At 41.3% G+C, this 20,342-nt stretch carries 22 protein-coding genes; 15 read left to right on the top strand and 7 right to left on the bottom strand.

Going from position 1 to position 20,342, the window contains the following annotated elements; all coding sequences use genetic code 11:
• Positions 1-74: 74 nt before the first annotated feature.
• The 7 genes from ACZ5C4_RS15355 (at position 75) to ACZ5C4_RS15325 (ending at position 6,145) form a co-directional block, all read left to right on the top strand.
• On the top strand, positions 75-545 hold the full coding sequence (locus ACZ5C4_RS15355; RefSeq protein ID WP_002576321.1) for an RNA polymerase subunit sigma-73: 471 nt from the start codon (positions 75-77) through the stop codon (positions 543-545).
• 476 nt (positions 546-1,021) lie between these two features.
• Positions 1,022-1,252, top strand: coding sequence for a hypothetical protein (locus ACZ5C4_RS15350; RefSeq protein WP_002576320.1), 231 nt, complete (start codon positions 1,022-1,024; stop codon positions 1,250-1,252).
• Between the two features lie 84 nt (positions 1,253-1,336).
• Complete coding sequence (locus ACZ5C4_RS15345) at positions 1,337-2,551, top strand: tyrosine-type recombinase/integrase (RefSeq protein WP_464521774.1); 1,215 nt, start codon at positions 1,337-1,339, stop codon at positions 2,549-2,551.
• 145 nt (positions 2,552-2,696) lie between these two features.
• Entirely contained in the window at positions 2,697-3,908 is a 1,212-nt protein-coding gene (locus ACZ5C4_RS15340) for a tyrosine-type recombinase/integrase (RefSeq protein WP_002576318.1), read from the top strand.
• A 595-nt stretch (positions 3,909-4,503) separates the two neighbouring features.
• Positions 4,504-5,289 carry a hypothetical protein gene (locus ACZ5C4_RS15335; RefSeq protein ID WP_464521773.1) on the top strand — a complete coding sequence of 262 codons (786 nt, stop codon included), beginning with the start codon at positions 4,504-4,506 and terminating at the stop codon, positions 5,287-5,289.
• A 52-nt stretch (positions 5,290-5,341) separates the two neighbouring features.
• Positions 5,342-5,803, top strand: coding sequence for a hypothetical protein (locus ACZ5C4_RS15330; RefSeq protein WP_464521772.1), 462 nt, complete (start codon positions 5,342-5,344; stop codon positions 5,801-5,803).
• Positions 5,804-5,824: 21 nt separating this feature from the next.
• A complete protein-coding gene (locus ACZ5C4_RS15325; protein ID WP_464521771.1) occupies positions 5,825-6,145 on the top strand; it encodes a hypothetical protein in 321 nt (106 codons plus the stop codon).
• Between the two features lie 14 nt (positions 6,146-6,159).
• Here ACZ5C4_RS15325 and ACZ5C4_RS15320 read toward each other — a convergent pair whose 3' ends face one another.
• On the bottom strand, positions 6,160-6,645 hold the full coding sequence (locus ACZ5C4_RS15320) for a DUF2798 domain-containing protein (RefSeq protein WP_464521770.1): 486 nt from the start codon (positions 6,643-6,645) through the stop codon (positions 6,160-6,162).
• 209 nt (positions 6,646-6,854) lie between these two features.
• Complete coding sequence (locus ACZ5C4_RS15315) at positions 6,855-7,091, bottom strand: helix-turn-helix domain-containing protein (protein WP_186877133.1); 237 nt, start codon at positions 7,089-7,091, stop codon at positions 6,855-6,857.
• A 131-nt stretch (positions 7,092-7,222) separates the two neighbouring features.
• On the opposite strand from ACZ5C4_RS15315, the gene ACZ5C4_RS15310 reads away from it, so the two are divergent.
• Positions 7,223-7,531, top strand: a complete 309-nt coding sequence (locus ACZ5C4_RS15310) for a hypothetical protein (protein WP_464521769.1) — start codon at positions 7,223-7,225, stop codon at positions 7,529-7,531.
• Positions 7,532-7,614: 83 nt separating this feature from the next.
• Here ACZ5C4_RS15310 and ACZ5C4_RS15305 read toward each other — a convergent pair whose 3' ends face one another.
• The 4 genes from ACZ5C4_RS15305 to murC all read right to left on the bottom strand — a co-directional run bounded on the left by ACZ5C4_RS15305 (position 7,615) and on the right by murC (position 12,410).
• Positions 7,615-8,799: a ribose-phosphate pyrophosphokinase gene (locus ACZ5C4_RS15305; RefSeq protein WP_186877134.1), complete on the bottom strand. Its 1,185-nt coding sequence runs from the start codon at positions 8,797-8,799 to the stop codon at positions 7,615-7,617.
• The gene (locus ACZ5C4_RS15300; RefSeq protein WP_464521768.1) at positions 8,793-9,797 is read right to left on the bottom strand and encodes an ATP-binding protein; all 1,005 of its coding nucleotides are present in this window, start codon (positions 9,795-9,797) and stop codon (positions 8,793-8,795) included. The genes ACZ5C4_RS15305 and ACZ5C4_RS15300 overlap by 7 nt, the downstream gene beginning before the upstream one ends.
• A 16-nt stretch (positions 9,798-9,813) precedes the next feature.
• Complete coding sequence (locus ACZ5C4_RS15295) at positions 9,814-10,887, bottom strand: DnaD domain protein (RefSeq protein ID WP_464521767.1); 1,074 nt, start codon at positions 10,885-10,887, stop codon at positions 9,814-9,816.
• A gap of 143 nt (positions 10,888-11,030) precedes the next feature.
• Positions 11,031-12,410, bottom strand: a complete 1,380-nt coding sequence (gene murC, locus ACZ5C4_RS15290; RefSeq protein ID WP_464521766.1) for a UDP-N-acetylmuramate--L-alanine ligase — start codon at positions 12,408-12,410, stop codon at positions 11,031-11,033.
• Positions 12,411-12,634: 224 nt separating this feature from the next.
• Here murC and ACZ5C4_RS15285 point away from each other — a divergent pair, with 224 nt between their 5' ends.
• The 3 genes from ACZ5C4_RS15285 to spoVG are packed head-to-tail and all read left to right on the top strand — an operon-like array spanning position 12,635 to position 15,356.
• On the top strand, positions 12,635-13,909 hold the full coding sequence (locus tag ACZ5C4_RS15285; protein WP_464521765.1) for a glucose-1-phosphate adenylyltransferase: 1,275 nt from the start codon (positions 12,635-12,637) through the stop codon (positions 13,907-13,909).
• The gene (gene glgD, locus ACZ5C4_RS15280) at positions 13,906-15,024 is read left to right on the top strand and encodes a glucose-1-phosphate adenylyltransferase subunit GlgD (RefSeq protein WP_186877139.1); all 1,119 of its coding nucleotides are present in this window, start codon (positions 13,906-13,908) and stop codon (positions 15,022-15,024) included. The genes ACZ5C4_RS15285 and glgD overlap by 4 nt, the downstream gene beginning before the upstream one ends.
• Positions 15,025-15,068: 44 nt before the next feature.
• Positions 15,069-15,356, top strand: coding sequence for a septation regulator SpoVG (gene spoVG, locus ACZ5C4_RS15275; RefSeq protein ID WP_464521764.1), 288 nt, complete (start codon positions 15,069-15,071; stop codon positions 15,354-15,356).
• A gap of 168 nt (positions 15,357-15,524) precedes the next feature.
• Here spoVG and ACZ5C4_RS15270 read toward each other — a convergent pair whose 3' ends face one another.
• Positions 15,525-16,205: an RluA family pseudouridine synthase gene (locus ACZ5C4_RS15270; RefSeq protein WP_464521763.1), complete on the bottom strand. Its 681-nt coding sequence runs from the start codon at positions 16,203-16,205 to the stop codon at positions 15,525-15,527.
• 149 nt (positions 16,206-16,354) lie between these two features.
• Here ACZ5C4_RS15270 and ACZ5C4_RS15265 point away from each other — a divergent pair, with 149 nt between their 5' ends.
• The 4 genes from ACZ5C4_RS15265 to proS are packed head-to-tail and all read left to right on the top strand — an operon-like array spanning position 16,355 to position 20,342.
• Positions 16,355-17,569 carry a 5-bromo-4-chloroindolyl phosphate hydrolysis family protein gene (locus tag ACZ5C4_RS15265; protein ID WP_464521762.1) on the top strand — a complete coding sequence of 405 codons (1,215 nt, stop codon included), beginning with the start codon at positions 16,355-16,357 and terminating at the stop codon, positions 17,567-17,569.
• Between the two features lie 34 nt (positions 17,570-17,603).
• A complete protein-coding gene (locus ACZ5C4_RS15260; RefSeq protein WP_464521761.1) occupies positions 17,604-18,734 on the top strand; it encodes a toxic anion resistance protein in 1,131 nt (376 codons plus the stop codon).
• 17 nt (positions 18,735-18,751) lie between these two features.
• Entirely contained in the window at positions 18,752-18,880 is a 129-nt protein-coding gene (locus ACZ5C4_RS15255; RefSeq protein ID WP_464521760.1) for a hypothetical protein, read from the top strand.
• Between the two features lie 19 nt (positions 18,881-18,899).
• Positions 18,900-20,342, top strand: coding sequence for a proline--tRNA ligase (gene proS / locus ACZ5C4_RS15250; RefSeq protein WP_464521759.1), 1,443 nt, complete (start codon positions 18,900-18,902; stop codon positions 20,340-20,342).

Here is a 20,342-nt window from a genome sequence, read left to right as displayed (position 1 = left end):
TTCTCGTTGTCGATCTCCTCCTGATTTTAGTTTGCATGGTGAATTTTGCAAATTGAATCTACAGGAGGTTAATAATGGGATTTAATTATGGATATGAGAAAAAGAAGTTTGATAGTAGATGGAAGCGTTTAGAAGTTGAGTATTGTGATGCAGGGATGAGCGAAGAACAGATTGCTGCCATGAAAGAATATGACTGGGCATGGTTTTGCAGTCAAAGGGTTTTTCAAAACCATACGCAACCAATACCTTGTGAACAATATGATGAAGTATGTGGTCAATCACAGCTGTTCCGAAAGTTTGCATCGTTATCTTATCAATGGGATGTTGATAAGATTGATCAAACGCGATATGGATGGTTGGCTTCGGTGGAAAACGAACAACTACTGTTGAGATTGAAGAAGCTGTCGAAGAAAGATTTGGAGCTATTGACATTACTTTTTGTGGATGGTTATCGTCAAATTGATGTAGCACGTCTTTGGCATTGTTCCAGAAGTGCTGTTGCACAAAGATTTAAAAAAATAAAAAAATTTTTGAATAACACTTAACAAATGAAGCGTATCAGTGCCTACCCATTGAGGGAAGAACATTCTCCCAATGTGGAGCTTGACAATTTCATAGACGGCATTTCCGGTACATAACCTATGTACGAGCGAATCAGGCACGCCGCGAAGATGGACAGCCCCAGGAGGTGATGAATAGGACTGTTCCGAGCGATCCACGTCAGCCTGATACCCGAAAGTGGCATTTCAGGGCGCGATGACTGCATAGGGGTTAAAGATACTTCCTCACGGCCTCCTAAAGACTTGGGGGGAACTCTGCGGCGCACGAGTAAAACGACGCTGTGGAGTTATGACAGCCGCGCCAGCGGAGACCGGAATGTCCCCATCGCCAGGGGTGCGTGGCAAATGTGGCGAGTAAATTTTTCAAAGTCAGATACCATGCGCTGGCAGCTTCGGTTGCCAGCGCATTCATGTGATTTTGAAAGCAACAACCACATCTTTGACAGAAAGGGGGACCACCTATGGAAAAATTGATTTCGCGGAAAGAGGCTGCCAAATTACTGGGGATTAGCATTGCCACTTTGGATGCAGCTCGAAACAGTGGGCTAATTTCCTATGTTCAGTATGTGCAAAATGGTTGCGTGTACTTTACAGATGCTGGCCTTCAGGAGTATATCGCAAAATGCACCCATCGTGCAAAGCCAGTGGAAAAAAGCGCTACATACCGCAAGCTGCGAAGTGTCCGAGCTTGAGCTGTTCCGTATCCTTGCTGGAACCTAATATGTCTGATAAAACAAAGGTACAGCGCTGGACATTATTCTTAGGAGGTGACGGAATTGGCAAAAAGAAAAAGGGCAATTCCTCAATATGGTACGGTCGTGCTTAACGGCATTGAATATTATAGAACCAGAGTCGAAGATTCGGATGGAAACAGAGTGGCGCTTTATGCAAAGACGCCCGAAAAGCTTTATGACAAGGAACTGGAGGCGTTAGAGCAGATTGACAGTACTACGTTTCGTCGAAGATCGCCTACGGTTGCTGAGTACTGTGAGAAGTGGCTACTGATGCAGTCCGTCCATGTTCGGGCCACCACCTTGACAGATTATACCTCTAAGGTGCGGCGGCACATTATTGGAGGGCTGGGAGACAAGAGAATGGCTGATGTATCCCTGGATGACATCCAACTTGCCCTTGTCCCGGTCTCAAAGAAATCCGCATCGGTTTATAAGTCCGTGGTGATCCTTTATAAGTCTATCTTTCGTGCAGCAATGGAAAGCAGGATTATTGACCATAATCCGACGATGTATTTGACCGCAAAAGGCGGCGGCGTTCCCCAGGAAGAAAGACAGGCATTGACGGATGAACAGGTTGAGCGGCTTTTGGACACGATCCGGGATTTGCCGCCCTATGTATTTGTGATGATCGGTTTATATGCCGGTCTGCGCCGGGAAGAAATCCTGGCGCTGCAATGGGATTCTGTGTATCTGGATGCAGAGGCTCCGTACTTAACGGTACGGCGGGCATGGCACACAGAACATAACAGGCCGGTCATTCTTACCGAGCTAAAGACCAAAGCGGCACAAAGAAACATTCCTCTCCCGGTCTGTCTGGTTGAATGTCTGAAAGATGCAAAGAAAAAATCCACTTCGGATTATGTGATTGCCAATCGGGACGGTGATCCGCTATCCTATACACAGTTTAAGCGGCTGTGGCAGTATATTGTGACGCGGACTGCAAAGCCGAGAATGGCCAGAAAACTTGTGGACGGAAAGTATGTAAAATATATGCTTTACCCGAAACTTGGAGAAAAAGCCAGGAATAACGGCCATGTGGTATATAGCCTGGATTTTGAAGTGACACCGCATCAGCTGCGGCACACCTACATCACCAATCTGATTCATTCTTCGGTGGACCCCAAAACGGTACAATATTTGGCGGGCCATGAAAGCAGCAAAATCACGATGGACATTTACGCAAAGGTCAAATACAACAGGCCGGATGATCTTGTCAAAGCAATGGGCTGTGCCTTTGACTTATGGGACGCTGTGTAAGTTCCGAACAATTCAGAAAATGAAGTAAGAGCGAGACAAGGATGTCTCGCTCTTAGTTTTTCCTTGGCCGTATCTTTGATTCAATTTGAAATCTCTGATAAAAAGGAGGTGTAGATACATCACCACGCGAGAAAGGAAATTAATTATGGCAAAGAAGAAAAAAAACATACCTCAATATGGAACCGTCACACGAAAGGGTGTCCTGTATTACAGAACCCGGATTCTGGACGCAGACGGCAAGCAGGTGAGCTTGTATGGGACTACCTGCGAGGAACTGTACGATAAAGAGCAGGAGGCGAGACGCCAGGTAGCGGAGATCATCTTCCACCGGGAGCATCCTACTGTGGCCGAGTATTGTGAGAAGTGGCTGTTGATGCAATCCGCAAAAGTGTCGCCGGCTACACTGAAGGGCTACGCCTCCAATATGAAGAACTACATTATCAAGCCTTTGGGAGATATGTATATGGAGGAAGTAACAGCGGATGATATTCGTCTGGCGCTGATCCCATTGTCCAATAAGTCCGAGAGCCTGCACAATACGGTGAATATGCTCCTCAAGTGCATTTTTTACTCGGCAGAGCGGAGCCAGTTGCTGGAATACAATCCGTGTGAGGGGATTTCGGCAAAAGGAGGGAAACCGACCCAAAAGAAAGATTCGCTGACAGACCAGCAGGTGGAAGTGCTGCTGGAAACCGTCAAAGGACTTCCGCCGTATCTGTTTACCATGATCGGCTTATATGCCGGTCTGCGCCGAGAAGAAGCTCTCGCCTTGCAATGGGATTGTGTGTTCCTCGATGCACCCACTCCATATATCTCTGTGCGGCGCGCATGGCGATCAGAGCATAACAGACCGGTTATCTCTACAACGCTTAAGACGAAAGCAGCAAGAAGGGATATTCCCATTCCCAAATGCCTTGTGAATTGTCTGCGGGAAGCCAAGGCTGCCTCCAAATCGGAATATGTGATTGCCGATAGTGAGGGACAGCCCTTGTCATATTCGCAGTTCAAACGTGTCTGGCAGTACATCGTTGTTCGGTCTACCAAGGAGCGTACCTATTATAAGTATGTGAACGGACAGAGCATCAAGTACACTGTTCAGCCGAGTCTGGGAGGACATCAGAAAAACAATCCCAACATTGTGTATAGCCTGGACTTCGATGTGACACCGCACCTGCTGCGGCATACCTACATCACCAATCTTCTGTATGCAGGTGTTGACCCCAAGACGGTCCAGTACCTTGCCGGACATGAGAACAGCAAGACAACTATGGACATCTATGCAAGAGTAAAGTATAATAAACCAGAACAGCTATTCGATGTAGTAAATTCTGCATTTCATCAAGCTGTCCCCTCGTAAAAGTGGCCTGTTTTTTGGGTTAAGGAATAGGACAACCGAGGGGCCGAGGCTCAAAAAAGCCCGGAATATCAAGGAAAATCATCGCTCAGACGATTGAAATACGGTCTCAAGGCAGCACGTAGAGCTCCACAGTTCAGTAAACGTTAATTTCAGTTGTCTAAGAGATAATTGGATACGGCATTACGTTAAAATTTTTATTTCACAAAGGTAGTGAAGTTGTCAGATGTGGTGAAGAACGAGGAAATATAGTTAGTTCGCAGTGCATTTGTAATAAGATTATCTAAAAGAGAGAGGACACTTTTCGGTGATAGACACTGGAAAGTGTCCTTTTCTGTTATAGGTTGTGACCCTGTTTTTATATAAATTATATTGTTGGTTTTATGGAAGCTGATTTTGTAGGACAATTATAATAAACTAGTAGTAAACAACGAACAAAAAGCGATATTATACTAGATGATTATAAAGACAAAGTCATCTTAAGATGTCCTATTGTGATTTTTGAAAATACCGATTAAGATAAATACAAGATGTCTTTTATATTGCAAAAGAAAGTATGATTATGAAAATATAGAAGTAATGACAGGAGGTAAATGATATGTCAGTAACAACAGGGGATTGGTTAGAGGAGTATACAAAAGATGATGAATGTTATAAAAATATTGAAGGAATGAAAGTGGGATTAGAGGCATTATATAAATCTATAATAAGAAGTGATTATCATAAACAGATACAGGCGTGGCAAGCTGTATTAAATAATCCAGAAAGTTCTATTAATAAATCTATGCAAATGTGGTTTGAATTTTCTAAAAAATTTGATTTAGAAAAACTGACAGGATTACAAACAGGTTTGCGACAACTTGCAGAGCAGATGCCTAAATTTGATATGAGTGCATTTACAGCGCTACAGACTAATTTAGATAAAATATTAAATACAGAAAATATATTTAGTCATAAGCTGTCAGAATCTATTGATTATGCATATGAAGCGGCAAAAGAAGAAGCTGGAGAACCAAATATAAGTAAAGAAGAACTAAAAGATATTGTAAAGGAAGAAATAAAAAATGATACGCTCGGTGAAGTGGTTATTGGAAATAATAAATTTAAAGAAAAGTTTTATCAAGTTATAAAAGCTATCCTTATTAATATTGTGGCGTCTTTAGTATCAGGTTTAGCGATAGCGAAATTCGGAGAAGTGATAAAAGCTTCTGATAATGAAAATGCACCTGTGATTTATGAAATTCAAAATGAAAATACATATGTAAATATTGTGGATCAGACTGATAAACAGTATCATGTGTATTTTATTGATGATGAAGGAAATATAATTGATGGTTATACAAGCAAAGAAAATATAGATACAAATTTTGAAGAGGTTGAATAGTAAATTTTGAATTTATCTTATAAAGATTTACGTAATGAAGGATGTGCTATGTATGTCAGAGCAAATGCCAGATCTGTTTAAGTGGAATAAAAAAGAATATATTTTTATAGGTGCCAGCGATATATATACATTATTTGATCCTAAAAGATATGGATTAGAGCCAGAAGCACCATATACTGCATGCTGGAAGGGATTTATAATATATTTTTCTGTGAGGAAAGAACAGTTGTATATAGATAAGCTGGAAGTACATTGTGATAATGGTATTTATCCAAAGATAAATGGGGTTAAAGCAAAGGATAAGACAAGGTTTAGAAATTTTCATGTGTATAATAAATTAAACATACCGCTTAAGTATACGGGAACAATTATAATTGGAGAACATCTCAATGAGAGATTTCGGAATAGAGCCTTTACTGGCCCTCATTCTTATGATATTACTTACGAATTAAAATTTGAAGAAGGCATATTATTAGATTTTAAAGAAACATCTGGTACATATGATGGATTTTAGTATAGATGAGAGGTGAATTTTATGAAGGATATACCAACTATATTAGAGGAATTGCAGAATTTGGCGCTCAAGGATGAGTCTATACGGCAGAGGCTTTTGAAAACAAGGGAGGCGACAGATCCTCTGTCTGCATTTTGCAGGACTTGCAGGGAACTGGGATATGAATTGTATGAGATGGAATTAATCAGTGCGGGAGAAGAATTTTATGCGACAATGAAGCGGAGTACAAACGGAGGTGGAGAGAATTCTCCGGTTCTTAACGGGGAGGATGATTTTTACGAAATGTTTTTTGCAAATATCACCAATATAAATAAGTCCGCTTCAATAAGGAAACGGACTTAATCACAAGAAAAACACTATGAGGCAAATTCCTCCTGGCTATTTTTCCTTTCAAATATACAGCGGAACAGAAAACGTACCAGCGGCCCGCAGAAGAAAAGCTGCCAGAAAAATGCCATGGGAAAATTTAAAACAACTGTCTGCAGCCAAACAGGCAGAAATTCATTTCCTGGTTGTTTAAAAATGAATGTCCCCCAGAGACTCATAATCGGACACATAAAAGCGACTGTGACAGAAGACCTGATGAGAATGACAAAGACAGGCTTGTCTTCTCCAGGAGTTACCAACTGAAAAACGATTTTAGGCACAATTCTTTCGACAATGAAAAAGCTCATAATAAAACAAATAGGCAGTATTAATATTATTTCGCGGAATGCATGCAGCATTCCGGCGTTAGTCAGACCGTGCATCCGAAGTCCTGTGTTGTAAAGCTCCATAGCTATAACCATAAAGAATGACATCAGCAGGCAGAAAACTACCTCCTGGAATTTTGTTTTTGGCATAATAATCCTCCATTTCTCAATATAAAAAGGCGTTAATCCATTGATGCACAATAGACTACGCCTTAGAGACTTATTTCTATTTGGCTGATTAAGCTCATTTCTATGTTATTTTCTGCTGTAATTTAGACGAACTAAAACCACAACAAAAATAATTATAGCAAAAGAATTTAGAAAATTCAAGCTGAGAATATTGAAAAAAGATACGCGGCTTATACAGAATCATCTGTAGCATTTCCTTTATGATAAGTGATAAGGCTGCCGACATCAATTTGAAGATAATAACACAGTTTACAGATCAAACCAGCGTCTAAGCGTTGAAATTCACTGCGGCAGTATCGGTTAAAGTTAGAACGTGGAATATCTAAATCTTTGCAGATTTTATTTTTGGAGATATGTTTTTCTTTTAGTATTTCATCTATATGAAACTCCAAATAGCCGTAGTCCATTCAAATTCTCCTTTACAAATTTATTCTAATTATATATAATGAGGTAGTAAATAGTAAGTCACTATAAAGGGACTCACTATATCGTCATCCTTATAGCGAGACTTTTACTGTAAATCAGAGAGTGGTGGATTATGCGGGAATTATTTGAGGAACTTAAGGTATGCATGGACAATCTGAGATACTGTGTTGGCATGGAGAAATCTTGTTACAGGCTCAAGGGAACCGAATTGGATATTAAACAGTGTCTGGAGAGATTCGAAAATGAGATACAGTATTATTATTACAAGAATATGTCTTGTTTATTAGAAAAGGGTGGACAGAGGAACAAATTTGCGGAGTATTTTGACCAATATAGACATATAAAAGACTTGATATATAGAGAAACCGACAGGAAAATGTCTCATAAGAACTATAACGCGCCAGATAAAGAGAAAAAGTAAGGGTATCTCTCCTACGTAAAATTTATTTACAGAGAAGAGATACCCTTTTTGAAAAATAAAATATGAGATTAACATATAATCTGTCAAATTGTTTCGCCGTTTTTATATTTTTGCAGTACACGCTGAATACGTTCATTTGGATTCAACAGGGAGTTGATAGACCCGTCATGGTTTAACGTATCAATCAACAGGGCAATATATTTACTCATATCGCAGCTAATATAGTAGGGCCTGGATAGCAGCTCTGGAGTCTGATAGATCAGGTTTGTCGTAAGGATACCTGTGAGAATCCCATCTTCATATGCTTTGTCAAACTTTTCCATGCCATTAGTGAACAGACCGAATGTAGCTGCGGCAAAAATACGTTTTGCCTTGCGGCGCTTTAATTCTGTTGCAACTTCAATGATACTGTCTCCGGAGGAAATCATATCATCAATGATAATTACATCTTTTCCCTCTACAGAACTGCCGAGAAATTCATGTGCTACAATTGGATTTCGCCCATCTACAATTTTTGTATAGTCGCGTCGTTTGTAGAACATACCCATATCGAGCCCGAGCACATTAGCCAGGTATATAGCACGGTTTGTTCCGCCCTCGTCAGGGCTGATTGCCATCATATGTGCACTGTCAATCTGTAGATCTTTTACATTTCTTAAAAGGCCTTTGATGAACTGGTAGGTGGGAGATACGGTCTCAAATCCACTTAAAGGAATTGCGTTTTGTACACGTGGATCGTGTGCATCGAATGTCAGGATATTCTCTACTCCCATACGGACGAGTTCCTGGAGTGCGAGAGCGCAGTCTAGAGACTCTCTGCCGCTTCGTTTATGCTGGCGGCTTTCATAGAGGAAGGGCATAATGACATTGACACGACGGCCTTTTCCACCAACGGCGGCGATTGCACGTTTCAAGTTTTGAAAATGATCATCTGGAGACATGTGATTGATATTTCCAGTGAGAGAATAGGTTACACTATAGTTGCAGACATCTACTAAGATGTATAAATCTTTTCCGCGGACTGACTCTGCAATGATTCCCTTTGCTTCTCCGGAACCAAAGCGAGGAATTTTAGCGTCAATGATAAAAGAGTCTTTTTCGTATCCGGCGAAAGCAATATCGTCTTTATATTTGGATGCGCTTTCTTTTCTCCATTTGACCAGATAATCATCAACCTTTTTCACCAGCTGTTCGCAGCCGGTAACTGGAATCAGACCCAGTGCGCCAACTGGAATATTTTCTAAAATTCGTTCTGTTCGACTTAGCATGAATGCTCCTCCCTGTTTTTTAACTTCTTTTTGATTCTTATGTCATCCCCAACCAGCTTAAGTAATGTGTAACTGCTAGTAATTCTGGAAAAAGCACGTTCTGTATACAAGTCAGCCAGCGCTTCCAGAGACAGATTTGTAGATATGATGGTGGATTTTTTATTAATCAGCCTTTCATTGATACAGGTGAAAAGCTGGGATGCTATAAATGAGTTTGTATATTCTGTGCCCAAATCATCTATGATTAATAAGTCACAGCTAAAAATATATTCGAACATATTGTGTGCGTCAATATCGTTTTTATCAAAGGTATTTTGCGCCAGGATATTGAAAAACTTAGGCGCAGAAAAATAAAGAACGGAATATTCGCGATCCATAAGCTCTTTTGCGATACAGTTGGAGAGGAAGGTTTTACCTACTCCGACATCTCCGTAGAGAAACAGATTATGGAATTCTGTTCCAAATGTATCTGTAAAATGACGGCATACCTTCAAAGCGTCTTTTATAATATTTTTAGAAGAACGTCCGGTTTTCGGATCAAAGAAATTATCCGAATAAAAATCAAGCTGAAAAGTATCAAAATTTTCTTCCTTTAGAATTTCCTTCAGATTGGACTGTTCATAGAGTAAATCCGTAACAGCCTTTTTAAAGCAATGACATTTTTGACCGTTTATATATCCTGTATCATGGCAGTCAGGACATTCATAGACTGGTTCTAGATAATCCTTAGGAAAACCAGCGCTTACAAGAAGGTGTTCTTTACTGCTGCGCAGAATATCCAGCTCCTCTTTGAGAGATTGAATATCCTTTTCCACGCCATTTAAAAGCTTTTTCCCATATTGAACGGAAAGGGATGATACGGACTCATCCAATTCTTTGAATTCTGGCAGCTTTTCATATACTGTTTGATAATGCTTGGTCAGTATATCGTGGCTTCTAAACTGCTTTTGCTCATAGTCTCTCATAATTGCCTGGTATTGCGAATTTTTTAGTCCCAAGTTATTTACTCCTTACTTAATTACTGTTCAACAGCTTCTCTTCCAGAGAATCCATATCATAAGAACGTCTCTCGAAATTGTTGAGATTTTTGGTGACAGGCTTGGTTTTGCGGACAACCTCTTTTTGTGCTGATTTTTTCTTTAGATAGTTTTCATCTAGAGAAAGAATATCTTTTAAATGTTTTACATTTTCCTTTTTCCACTTAGAGAGTATGGAATCGGTATATTCAAAGCTTGGCTGATGAGTCGCGGTGATCGTGCGCCGGCAGGCTTCTTGTATAATGTCCAGTGAAAAACCGAAATCTTCAGTCCATTTTTTTATATAGGACAGCTCAGATAAGGCAGGCCCTCTTCCCTTGATACCAAATGCATTGAGTACAGTATAACAGTTTTTATGATAACTAAGTGCTTGTTCTTTTGCCTGTGCAACTGTTTCAATACCGTTGTCCGCCCAGGAAAGCGCAACCTTCTGTATGTAATGGATGCTTTTGTGATTATTTTCTGCACAGGATTCAATCAGATATTCAATCAAGTCTGAGGACATGTGGAGCGTATCATAAAAATAAGTGATAGCATCCATATCTGTGCGGGATAATGTCTTTCCAAGGTACTGTTCTGCAATAAAAAATAAAGATTTCAATTCCTTCTGCGCCTTAAAAGAATCCAGCGGGATTGCCTTTGAGGCAGGGGCAGTATGAGAGGAAAAAGCAGAGGAAGCATCGGCAGATATATAAGGAGAGCCAGAAGATGTCTTGGGTGTCTGCTTTTCCGCGGAGGAAACGCTCACAAAAGGAGCAGTCTTTTGCAGCTCAATTCCAATGATTTTACCTTCCTCATCTTTTTCTAACAGAAGAAGTCCTTCTGATTCCCAGTAACGAAAAGCACGAAGGACATCGCTCTCGGTATTTTTCAGACAGTCAGCAATCTTAGAGATCGTCAAAGAGGAACAAGGGTCGTCGAGATGCCGTAATAAAAATAAATAGACTTTTACAAATTCCCCGTTTGCATTTATCATGTAATTATCAATAAATTCATTCGATAAAAGTGTCGCATTCGTCTGGCATTTATTTTTCAAAATCAGAGTTTTCATATAACCTTGTCCCACCTTTTAGCTTCATAATTTTATCATTCGTACAGATGGTATTATAGCATCTAACACCTGTTGAAAAAAGTATTTTTTCGTGGGAAAGAACAGGTTTTTTGTAGATAACTCTGTGTAGAAAATGTGGATAACTATTCTTTTAAGAGTTCTTCTCCCACAGTTACAATATCTCCGGCGCCCATAGTTATTAACAAATCTCCAGGGGCACAGTGTTCCTTCAAAAAGATTTCGATTTCTTTGAAGCTAGGGAAATAATGTGCATCGGTTCCTAATTTTTTTACTTCTTCTGCCAAATCAGCCGAAGAGATGCCAAGAGTATCTGTCTCTCTGGCTGCATAAATATCTGCGAGAACGAGGTGATCTGCATGGGAAAGAGCCTCGGCGAATTCGCGGAAAAATGCTTTGGTCCGTGTATACGTATGAGGCTGGAACACACACCACAGGCTGTTATGCGGATAGTGATGCGCTGCTTTTAGAGTTGCGGTGATCTCCGTTGGGTGATGCGCATAATCGTCGACAATTGTAATTCCGTTTAACATTCCTTTATATTCAAAACGGCGATCCGTTCCGGTGAAGGAGAAGAGGCCCTTTTGGATTGTCTTCATAGGAATATGCATAAGCTCTGCGACAGCGATTGCAGATAATGCATTGGATACATTATGATCTCCTGTCACAGACAAAGTAATATGCTCTGCGGTTTCACCAAATTTTACCAAATCAAAAGACACACAGCCTTTTTTGTCATAGCAGATGTTTTCGGCGCTGTAGTCAAAGTCAGAAGAAGAGCCGTAAGTGACAACGTGGCAGGAGAGACCTTCATAGATTTCTGTATAATTTTTAATGTCTCCATTGATGACCAATGTGCCGTCAGAAGGAAGCAGAGCTGCAAACTGATGGAAAGAGTGACGAATATCCTCCAGATCCTTGAAAAAATCCAGGTGGTCCTCTTCAATGTTTAAAATAACACTAATCTTAGGGAAAAAGTGCAGAAAACTGTTAGTATATTCACAGGCTTCTGTTATAAAGGTGCCTGAATTTCCGACGCGGATATTGCCGCCGATAGCTTTTAAAATACCACCGACAGAAATGGTAGGATCTAAATCTCCTTCCAGGAGGATATGAGAAATCATAGAAGTCGTCGTTGTTTTGCCGTGTGTACCTGAAACGGCGATGGGAGTATCGTAGTTTTTCATCAGTTGGCCGAGCAGCTCCGCACGTGTAAGCATAGGAATTTTACGTGCCACTGCTTCAATTAATTCTGCATTGTCGCGGCTGATTGCGGCAGTATATACGACACAGTCAATATCGTCCGTAATATTTGAAGCTTTCTGTCCGTAAAGTATATGCGCTCCTTTGGTTTCAAGCTGCTTTGTAAGAGCTGATTCCTTTGAGTCAGAGCCGGAGACTGTGAAGCCCTCTTTTAGAAGAATTTCGGCAAGCCCACTCATGCTGATGCCTCCGATTCCTATAAAATGAATATGAATTGGTTCCTGGAAATTGATTTTATACATAGAAAGTGCCCCTTTTTAAATAAATAATTTTGAAAAATTATGAAAACAGTCATAAATTATATATGCTTTCTATATTATACTATATATGGGAAATTTTTAAAGAAGTTCTTTTTGTACTAATTTAACAAAAAGAGTAAAAAAAATCCAAAAAAATTGTAAAAAATATTCACTAAAGCCAAAAATGTGGTATAATGAATATATCTAACTAGAAATGAGGTGACGCAATGTTCAAAAAGGAAATGATTGCCATGTTATTAGCGGGTGGACAAGGCAGTCGACTGGGGGTTCTTACAGCCAAAGTTGCAAAGCCGGCAGTAGCATTTGGCGGTAAGTATCGTATTATTGATTTTCCGCTTAGTAACTGTATTAATTCTGGTGTAGATACCGTGGGGGTTTTAACACAGTATCAGCCGCTGAGACTGAACACGCATATTGGGATTGGTATTCCCTGGGACCTTGACCGCAACATTGGAGGGGTGACAATTCTGCCGCCGTATGAGAAGAGCAGCAATAGTGAGTGGTATACAGGGACGGCGAATGCAATCTATCAGAATTTAAATTACATGGAGACATACAATCCGGACTATGTGCTGATTCTTTCAGGGGATCATATTTACAAAATGGATTATGAAGTAATGCTGGACTTCCATAAAGCAAATAATGCGGATGTCACGATAGCAGCTATGCCTGTTCCGATTGAAGAGGCCAGCCGTTTTGGTATTGTCGTCACGGATGAAGATAGCAGAATCAAGGAGTTTGAAGAGAAACCTGAGAAACCAAGCAGTAATCTGGCTTCTATGGGAATTTATATTTTCAGTTGGCCGGTGTTAAGAGACGCTCTGATTCATTTAAAAGATCAGCCGAATTGTGATTTTGGAAAACATGTGATCCCGTACTGTCATGGGAAGGGGGACAGGCTGTTTGCATATGAATATAATGGATATTGGAAAGATGTCGGAACGCTAAGCTCCTATTGGGAAGCAAATATGGAACTGATTGATATTATTCCGGAATTTAATTTATATGAGGAATTCTGGAAGATTTATACAAACAGCGCCAATATTCCACCTCAGTATATTGCCGAGGATGCAGTGGTTGACCGGTGTATCATTAGTAATGGATCAGAGATACATGGAGAAATTCATAATTCAGTGCTTGGGGGCGGAGTAACGATAGGTAAGGGCAGCGTGGTTAAAGACTCTATTATTATGCAGGGAGTAAAAATCGGAGAGAACTGCGTTATAGAAAAAGCGATTATTGCAGAAGATACCGCAGTTGGAAATAATGTGACTATCGGTATCGGAAGTGAGGCGCCCAATAAAATGAAACCGAATATTTACAGCGGAGGTCTTGCAACGATCGGGGAGAATTCTGTGATACCGTCCGGCGTACAGATCGGCAAGAATACTGCCATAAGCGGTGTGACATCCATTGAAGATTACAGCGAGGGAGTGCTTGCAAGCGGAGAAACATTGATAAAGGCAGGTGAACGGTTATGAGAGCAGTTGGAATTATTTTAGCAGGCGGGAGCAGCAGGAAGATGCATGAACTTACGGCAAAAAGAGCAGCGGCAGCCATGCCGATTGCAGGAAGCTACCGTGCGATAGATTTTGCCTTGAGTAATATGACGAATTCTCATGTTCAGAAAGTGGCAGTTCTGACTCAATACAATGCCAGATCTTTAAATGAACATTTAAACTCATCGAAATGGTGGGATTTTGGAAGAAAACAAGGGGGAATGTATCTCTTTACTCCGACAATTACGACGGATAATAGCAATTGGTATCGCGGTACGGCAGATGCAATCTATCAGAATCTAGATTTTTTGAAACGCTGCCATGAGCCTTATGTGATTATTACTTCTGGTGATGCGGTATATAAACTGGATTATAACAAAGTGTTGGAATACCATATTGCAAAGAAAGCAGATATTACTGTTGTATGTAAAGATTTGGAACCTACAGACGACGCGACACGTTTTGGAACTGTGCGCATGAATGAGTCAGCACGAATTGAGGAATTTGAAGAAAAACCGATGGTGGCCCATTCGCAGACTATCTCGACGGGAATTTATATCATCCGCAGGAGACAGTTGATTGACCTCGTAGAACACTGTGCAGAGGAAGAACGACATGATTTTGTAACCGATATTTTGATTCGTTATAAGAATCTGAAGAAAATATACGGTTATAAGATAAACAGCTACTGGAGTAACATCTCAACCGTAGATTCCTATTACCAGACCAATATGGATTTCTTGAAACCAGAGGTAAGAAATTACTTTTTCCGGGAACTTCCAAGTGTGTTTTCCAAGGTAAGTGATCTTCCGCCCGCTAAGTACAATCCGGGCGCTGTTGTGAAAAACAGTCTTGTGGGAAGCGGAAGTATTATTAACGGAACGATTGAAAATTCTGTTATCTTTAAGAAAGTCTTTGTTGGAAATAATTGTGTGATCAAAAACTCGGTTATCTTAAACGATGTATATTTAGGTGACAATACATATATTGAAAATTGTATTGTTGAGAGTCGCGACACGATAAGAGCAAACACAAGACATGTCGGTGAGAATGGTGTGAAAGTGGTAGTTGAGAAAAACGAACGGTATGCATTATAAGAGTTTCAGCATTAATGCAGGCAGAGAAAGGAGACTTGAGAAGTATGCAGATAACAGATGTGCGCGTACGTAAAGTGGCAAAAGAAGGAAAGCTTAAAGCAGTTGTTTCTATTACAATTGATGATGAATTTGTAGTTCATGACATCAAAGTGATAGAGGGGGAAAAAGGTTTATTTATCGCTATGCCGAGTAAAAAGGCATTGGACGGTGAATATCGTGATATTGCCCATCCGATTAATTCGGGAACAAGAGAACGTATTCAGAGTACAATCTTGGAAAAGTATACAGAATCGCTGGAAGAAGAACCTGAAGCGGTTGCCGGAGAAATGTAAAGTAAATTAAGAGCACAGGCTGCTGATGTCTAATAGGAGCATCGGCAGCCTGATTTTTTATATAATACAAAAAGCCCTCCGGGCGGGATGCGCACGCCGCAATAAGGAAATTTTACCGCTTTGCGGTATTGTGGCGGCGCGCAAAGTGGACAAGCCTACTTTGTTTTGTTACAGAAGCTTCGTATCTAGTCTGTCTATTTCGAATCGGAGTGGTTTATTTGTACAGGGATGGACAAATTCCAGGCAGTATGCAAAAAGCTGGAGCTTCTGTGAGGGATAGGAGGAGGTACGGTCAGAGGATTTGCTATAGGCTCCATACTTTCTATCCCCGACAATGGGACAGCCTATATGTGCCATCTGTACTCGGATCTGATGATGCCTCCCAGTGACAAGCTTGATTTCCGCTATAGAAAATGCTTGATTTGATTGTATAATGCGGTAATGAAGCTGTGCAAGCTTGGCTCCGAGGGTATCAGGAGGGCAGATACGGGAAGTATTGGTGCGTCCATCCTTGACTATGTAATCGGTAAGATTGGCTTCTAAAATAGCAGGAGTTCCATGCAAAAGCGCACGGTAATGTTTTCCGAAACCTTCCGTTTGTAGTTGACGGTTTAACTCTTGGGCGGCTTTCGGCGTTTTCCCGAAAACAAGAATTCCTTCTACCGGCTGGTCAAGCCGGTGAATGACTGCGAGATAAGGCGCTTGTTTTTTGGAAGACTCTGCGGACAGATGATTTTTTAAAATACTGACCATGTCAGGCTGTGAAAGCATACGGCTTTGTACAGGAATACCGGCGGGTTTCAGACAAACGAGAATATAAGGATCTTCAAATAATATGTTAGGGGTCATAAATCGTCTCCTTTTTAGGCAGATTCTTGACTTTTTTATATAATCTGACTAAACTGATTATCATATAAAAGAAATGAAAGGTCAAGTGCCGCTGTTGTAACATCTGGTTATTTATGACAGTTGTACAAGGATTCGTCAGGAGGGACAATATGGCTGGCAGAGATTGGGAGAGATTCGGAGACGAAATACGAAGAACTATCCAGGATGCAGTGGATTCTCGGGATTTCGGCAGACTGAACCAGACGATAACAGATACAATAAACAATGCGGTTGGAAATATAAAAGAAGGGGTGAGAAACGGCGGCTGGTATGGCACCAAGGAATACGAAAGAACAACGGCGGGAGAGAAAAAAAGCTGCCGCAAGGCATGGGAAGAGCCGCTGAAAAAGGAGGCAGTAAAAGAAAAGAAGCTCCTTTATTTAAAGGGAACGTCGACAAAAATAGGCGGGACATTTCTTTGCGTGACGGGATACGCATTTGGAACAGTTTCTCTTATTTTATTTGTGATTTTGCTTGTTGCATCAGGAATGGCGGGAGATTTTGGACTTCCCTTTAAGGCGGCCGCGATATTTTTGGCAGTTTTGTTGATTGGGTGCGGAATAATGGCGGGAGTAGGGACAAGCATGCTTGGAAAAATTAAAAGATTCCGATCCTACATCCGTGCAATCGGAGGCAGAGAGTACTGTGAAATAAAAGAATTGTCCTCTCAATCGGGGAAGTCTGCCAGGTATATAGTAAAAGATTTAGAAGACATGATAGAAAAGGGATGGTTTTGCCAGGGGCATCTGGATATGCAGAAAACTTGCCTGATGGTAAGTGAAGATGCGTATAGTCAGTATAAAGAATTGATGGAAAGACAGAGCCGGCAGAGGACAGAAGAAGAGAACATGCGCTCTAGAAAAGAAGAGGAAGAAAAGAGACTCTCACCTCAGGTACAGGAAGTAATACGCACAGGTGAGGAATATGTCAGAAAAATCAGACAGTGTAATGATGCCATACCGGGAGAAGAAATTTCAGCGAAAATATCCCATATGGAATTACTGATAGGACGAATATTTGACAGGGTAAAACAGGCTCCAGAGTCGGTGGCGGATATACGCAGGCTGATGGAATATTATCTTCCTACTACGGTGAAGCTTTTAGAAGCTTATGAAGAGTTGGACGCACAGCCTATACAAGGAGAGAATATTACATCATCGAAAACAGAGATAGAAAAGACGCTGGATACGTTGAATATTGCATTTGAAAAACTGCTGGATGACTTGTTCCAGGATACGGCATGGGATGTATCGTCCGATATTTCTGTGCTGCATACGATGCTGGCGCAGGAGGGACTTACAGAGGATGAAATCAGCGGAAAGTAAAAATAAGAACTAAGAAAGAGCAGGGAGGCCGGAAATGGACAGAGAATTTCAGGAATTTGACACAACACCGACACTTACGTTAGAGCCATTTAAAGAAGAGAAAAGAGAAACGGAAGTAAAAGAAAAAGATGCGGTGATGGATGATTCTATTTTAAGTGAAGAAGAGAAAAGAACAGTAAATGCGTTTGCGGAGCAGATTGATTTGACGAATTCTGCAATGATTCTTCAATACGGTGCAGGCACGCAGAAAAAAATGGCTGATTTTTCAGAAAGTGCGCTTGAGAATGTAAGAACGAAGGATTTAGGTGAGGTTGGAGAGCTTCTGTCAGGGGTTGTAAAAGAACTCAAGAATTTTGATGAGGAAGAAGAGAAGGGGTTCCTGGGGATTTTTAAGAAAACTTCTAATAAAATTCAGGCCATGAAGGCGAAGTATGCAAAGGCAGAGACGAATATTAATGAAATATGCCGCGCTTTGGAATCGCATCAGGTACAGCTTTTAAAGGATGTTGCGGTTCTGGATAAGATGTATGAGTTGAATTTGACGTATTTTAAAGAATTATCCATGTATATTCTTGCAGGAAAGAAAAAACTTCAGGAGGTACGGGCAGGAAAGCTGAAAGAGCTTATTGAGAAGGCGGAAAAAAGCGGGCTTGCACAGGACGCGCAGGCTGCAAGGGATCTGGATGCTATGTGCACAAGATTTGAAAAGAAGATACACGACCTGGAGCTGACGCGGACAATTTCTGTGCAGACAGCGCCTCAGATCCGGTTAGTCCAAAGTAATGATACGCAGATGGCAGAAAAAATACAGTCTACGCTTGTCAATACGGTGCCGCTGTGGAAGAGTCAGATGGTGTTGGCTTTAGGCGTGGAACATTCCACACAGGCCGCCGCTGCACAGAGAGAAGTGACGGATATGACAAATGAACTCTTGAAAAAGAATGCACAGAGGCTGAAAATGGCGACAGTAGAGACGGCAAAAGAGACAGAGAGAGGAATTGTAGATATTGAGACGCTCAAAGCGACGAACGAAGCTTTGATTTCTACTTTTGATGAAGTTCTTCAGATACAGCAGGAAGGCAGACAGAAACGTAAGGAAGCAGAGGAAGAGATACGGCGTATGGAGAGTGATTTAAGACAGAAGCTTCTGGAAGTACGGGGATAAGGAGGTTGACAATCCTTGTGATTTCAAGTAAAATCACAGGTACAGCCGGCGAAGGACGTGCTTTGTATATGAAAAATAATGCCGCCGGGAGTTCCGGTCCCTTGACGGGGATGGGAAGTCCCGGCGATTTTGTTGTAAGAAGATGAGGAAAAGGAGAGAAACAGCATGGCAAAGGAAAAGAAACTGGTAGAGTCAATCACCGCAAGGGACGAGGATTTTGCACAGTGGTATACCGACGTGGTAAGAGAGGCGAAACTGTGTGATTATTCGGGTGTGAAGGGGTGCTTAAATTATCTTCCGAACGGATACGCAATCTGGGAAAATATTCAGGCTAATCTGGATAAGAGGTTTAAAGAGACAGGGGTAGAAAATGTCTATCTTCCGGTTTTGATTCCGGAGAGCCTGCTTCAGAAAGAGAAGGATCATATCGAAGGATTTGCTCCGGAGGTGGCGTGGGTAACACATGGAGGTATGGAAGAATTACAGGAGAGATTCTGTATCCGCCCTACGTCAGAAACCTTATTCTGTGATGTATGGAGCAAGACTGTGCAGTCCTACAGAGATCTTCCCAAAGTATGGAATCAGTGGTGCTCGGTTTTGAGATGGGAGAAGACGACGCGGCCGTTTTTGCGTTCCAGGGAATTTTTGTGGCAGGAAGGGCATACGATCCATGCGACGTATGAAGAGGCGGAGGAAAGAACTCTTCTGATGAGAGATGTGTATAAAAATTTCGTAGAAGAGGATTTGGCGATCCCGCTTGTGACAGGAAAAAAGACACCTAGCGAAAAATTTGCAGGGGCGCAGGACACGTACACAATCGAGGCACTTATGCATGACGGCAAGGCACTGCAGTCAGGAACGAGCCATTTCTTTGGAAATGCGTTTGCAGATGCGTTTGACATTAAGTATTCTGATAAAAATAATGAGCTGCACAGTGTGTATGAGACATCTTGGGGGCTTTCAACAAGGATTATCGGGGCGATTATCATGGTACATGGTGATGACAGCGGGCTGGTGCTTCCGCCTCACATAGCGCCGGTGCAGACAAGAGTGGTGCCGATTGCGCAGCATAAGGAAGGGGTTCTTGAAAAGGCAGAAGAATTGCTTGCAAACTTAAAGGCAGCAGGATACAGAGTAGAAATAGATAAGTCGGAGAAGAGCCCGGGCTGGAAGTTCAGCGAACAGGAAATGCTTGGAATCCCAACGCGTATCGAGATTGGACCAAAGGATATTGAGAATAACCAGGTGGTCGTAGTACGGCGCGATACAAGAGAAAAGATAGTGGTATCCTTAGAAGAAATTACAGAAAAGCTTACAGAAATTTTGGAAACAATCCAAAAGGATATGTACAGGAAAGCAAAGACATTTTTAGATTCTCATATCCACACTGTGCTGACAATGGAAGATATGGTGAAAACAGCACAAGAGGAAACAGGCTTTATCAAGGCAATGTGGTGTGGAGATGAAGCGTGCGAGGAAACGATCAAAGAGCAGACTGGCGGTGTCACCTCCAGATGTATTCCAGAGGAAGAAGAACACTTATCAGATGTATGTGTCTGCTGTGGGAAGTCGGCGAAGCACATGGTATATTGGGGTAAAGCATATTAA

The organism is Mediterraneibacter flintii (assembly GCF_055387595.1).
The sequence above is the reverse complement of the archived record's forward strand: the minus strand, read 5'-3'. Positions and strand labels throughout refer to the sequence as shown.

Bases quoted from the DNA above. Each gene is read 5' to 3' on its own strand.
- ACZ5C4_RS15355 (WP_002576321.1), top strand. From the start codon at position 75: ATGGGATTTAATTATGGATATGAGAAAAAGAAGTTTGATAGTAGATGG.
- ACZ5C4_RS15350 (WP_002576320.1), top strand. From the start codon at position 1,022: ATGGAAAAATTGATTTCGCGGAAAGAGGCTGCCAAATTACTGGGGATT.
- ACZ5C4_RS15340 (WP_002576318.1), top strand. From the start codon at position 2,697: ATGGCAAAGAAGAAAAAAAACATACCTCAATATGGAACCGTCACACGA.
- ACZ5C4_RS15335 (WP_464521773.1), top strand. From the start codon at position 4,504: ATGTCAGTAACAACAGGGGATTGGTTAGAGGAGTATACAAAAGATGAT.
- ACZ5C4_RS15330 (WP_464521772.1), top strand. From the start codon at position 5,342: ATGTCAGAGCAAATGCCAGATCTGTTTAAGTGGAATAAAAAAGAATAT.
- ACZ5C4_RS15325 (WP_464521771.1), top strand. From the start codon at position 5,825: ATGAAGGATATACCAACTATATTAGAGGAATTGCAGAATTTGGCGCTC.
- ACZ5C4_RS15320 (WP_464521770.1), bottom strand. From the start codon at position 6,645: ATGCCAAAAACAAAATTCCAGGAGGTAGTTTTCTGCCTGCTGATGTCA.
- ACZ5C4_RS15315 (WP_186877133.1), bottom strand. From the start codon at position 7,091: ATGGACTACGGCTATTTGGAGTTTCATATAGATGAAATACTAAAAGAA.
- ACZ5C4_RS15310 (WP_464521769.1), top strand. From the start codon at position 7,223: ATGCGGGAATTATTTGAGGAACTTAAGGTATGCATGGACAATCTGAGA.
- ACZ5C4_RS15305 (WP_186877134.1), bottom strand. From the start codon at position 8,799: ATGCTAAGTCGAACAGAACGAATTTTAGAAAATATTCCAGTTGGCGCA.
- ACZ5C4_RS15295 (WP_464521767.1), bottom strand. From the start codon at position 10,887: ATGAAAACTCTGATTTTGAAAAATAAATGCCAGACGAATGCGACACTT.
- murC (WP_464521766.1), bottom strand. From the start codon at position 12,410: ATGTATAAAATCAATTTCCAGGAACCAATTCATATTCATTTTATAGGA.
- ACZ5C4_RS15285 (WP_464521765.1), top strand. From the start codon at position 12,635: ATGTTCAAAAAGGAAATGATTGCCATGTTATTAGCGGGTGGACAAGGC.
- glgD (WP_186877139.1), top strand. From the start codon at position 13,906: ATGAGAGCAGTTGGAATTATTTTAGCAGGCGGGAGCAGCAGGAAGATG.
- spoVG (WP_464521764.1), top strand. From the start codon at position 15,069: ATGCAGATAACAGATGTGCGCGTACGTAAAGTGGCAAAAGAAGGAAAG.
- ACZ5C4_RS15270 (WP_464521763.1), bottom strand. From the start codon at position 16,205: ATGACCCCTAACATATTATTTGAAGATCCTTATATTCTCGTTTGTCTG.
- ACZ5C4_RS15265 (WP_464521762.1), top strand. From the start codon at position 16,355: ATGGCTGGCAGAGATTGGGAGAGATTCGGAGACGAAATACGAAGAACT.
- ACZ5C4_RS15260 (WP_464521761.1), top strand. From the start codon at position 17,604: ATGGACAGAGAATTTCAGGAATTTGACACAACACCGACACTTACGTTA.
- proS (WP_464521759.1), top strand. From the start codon at position 18,900: ATGGCAAAGGAAAAGAAACTGGTAGAGTCAATCACCGCAAGGGACGAG.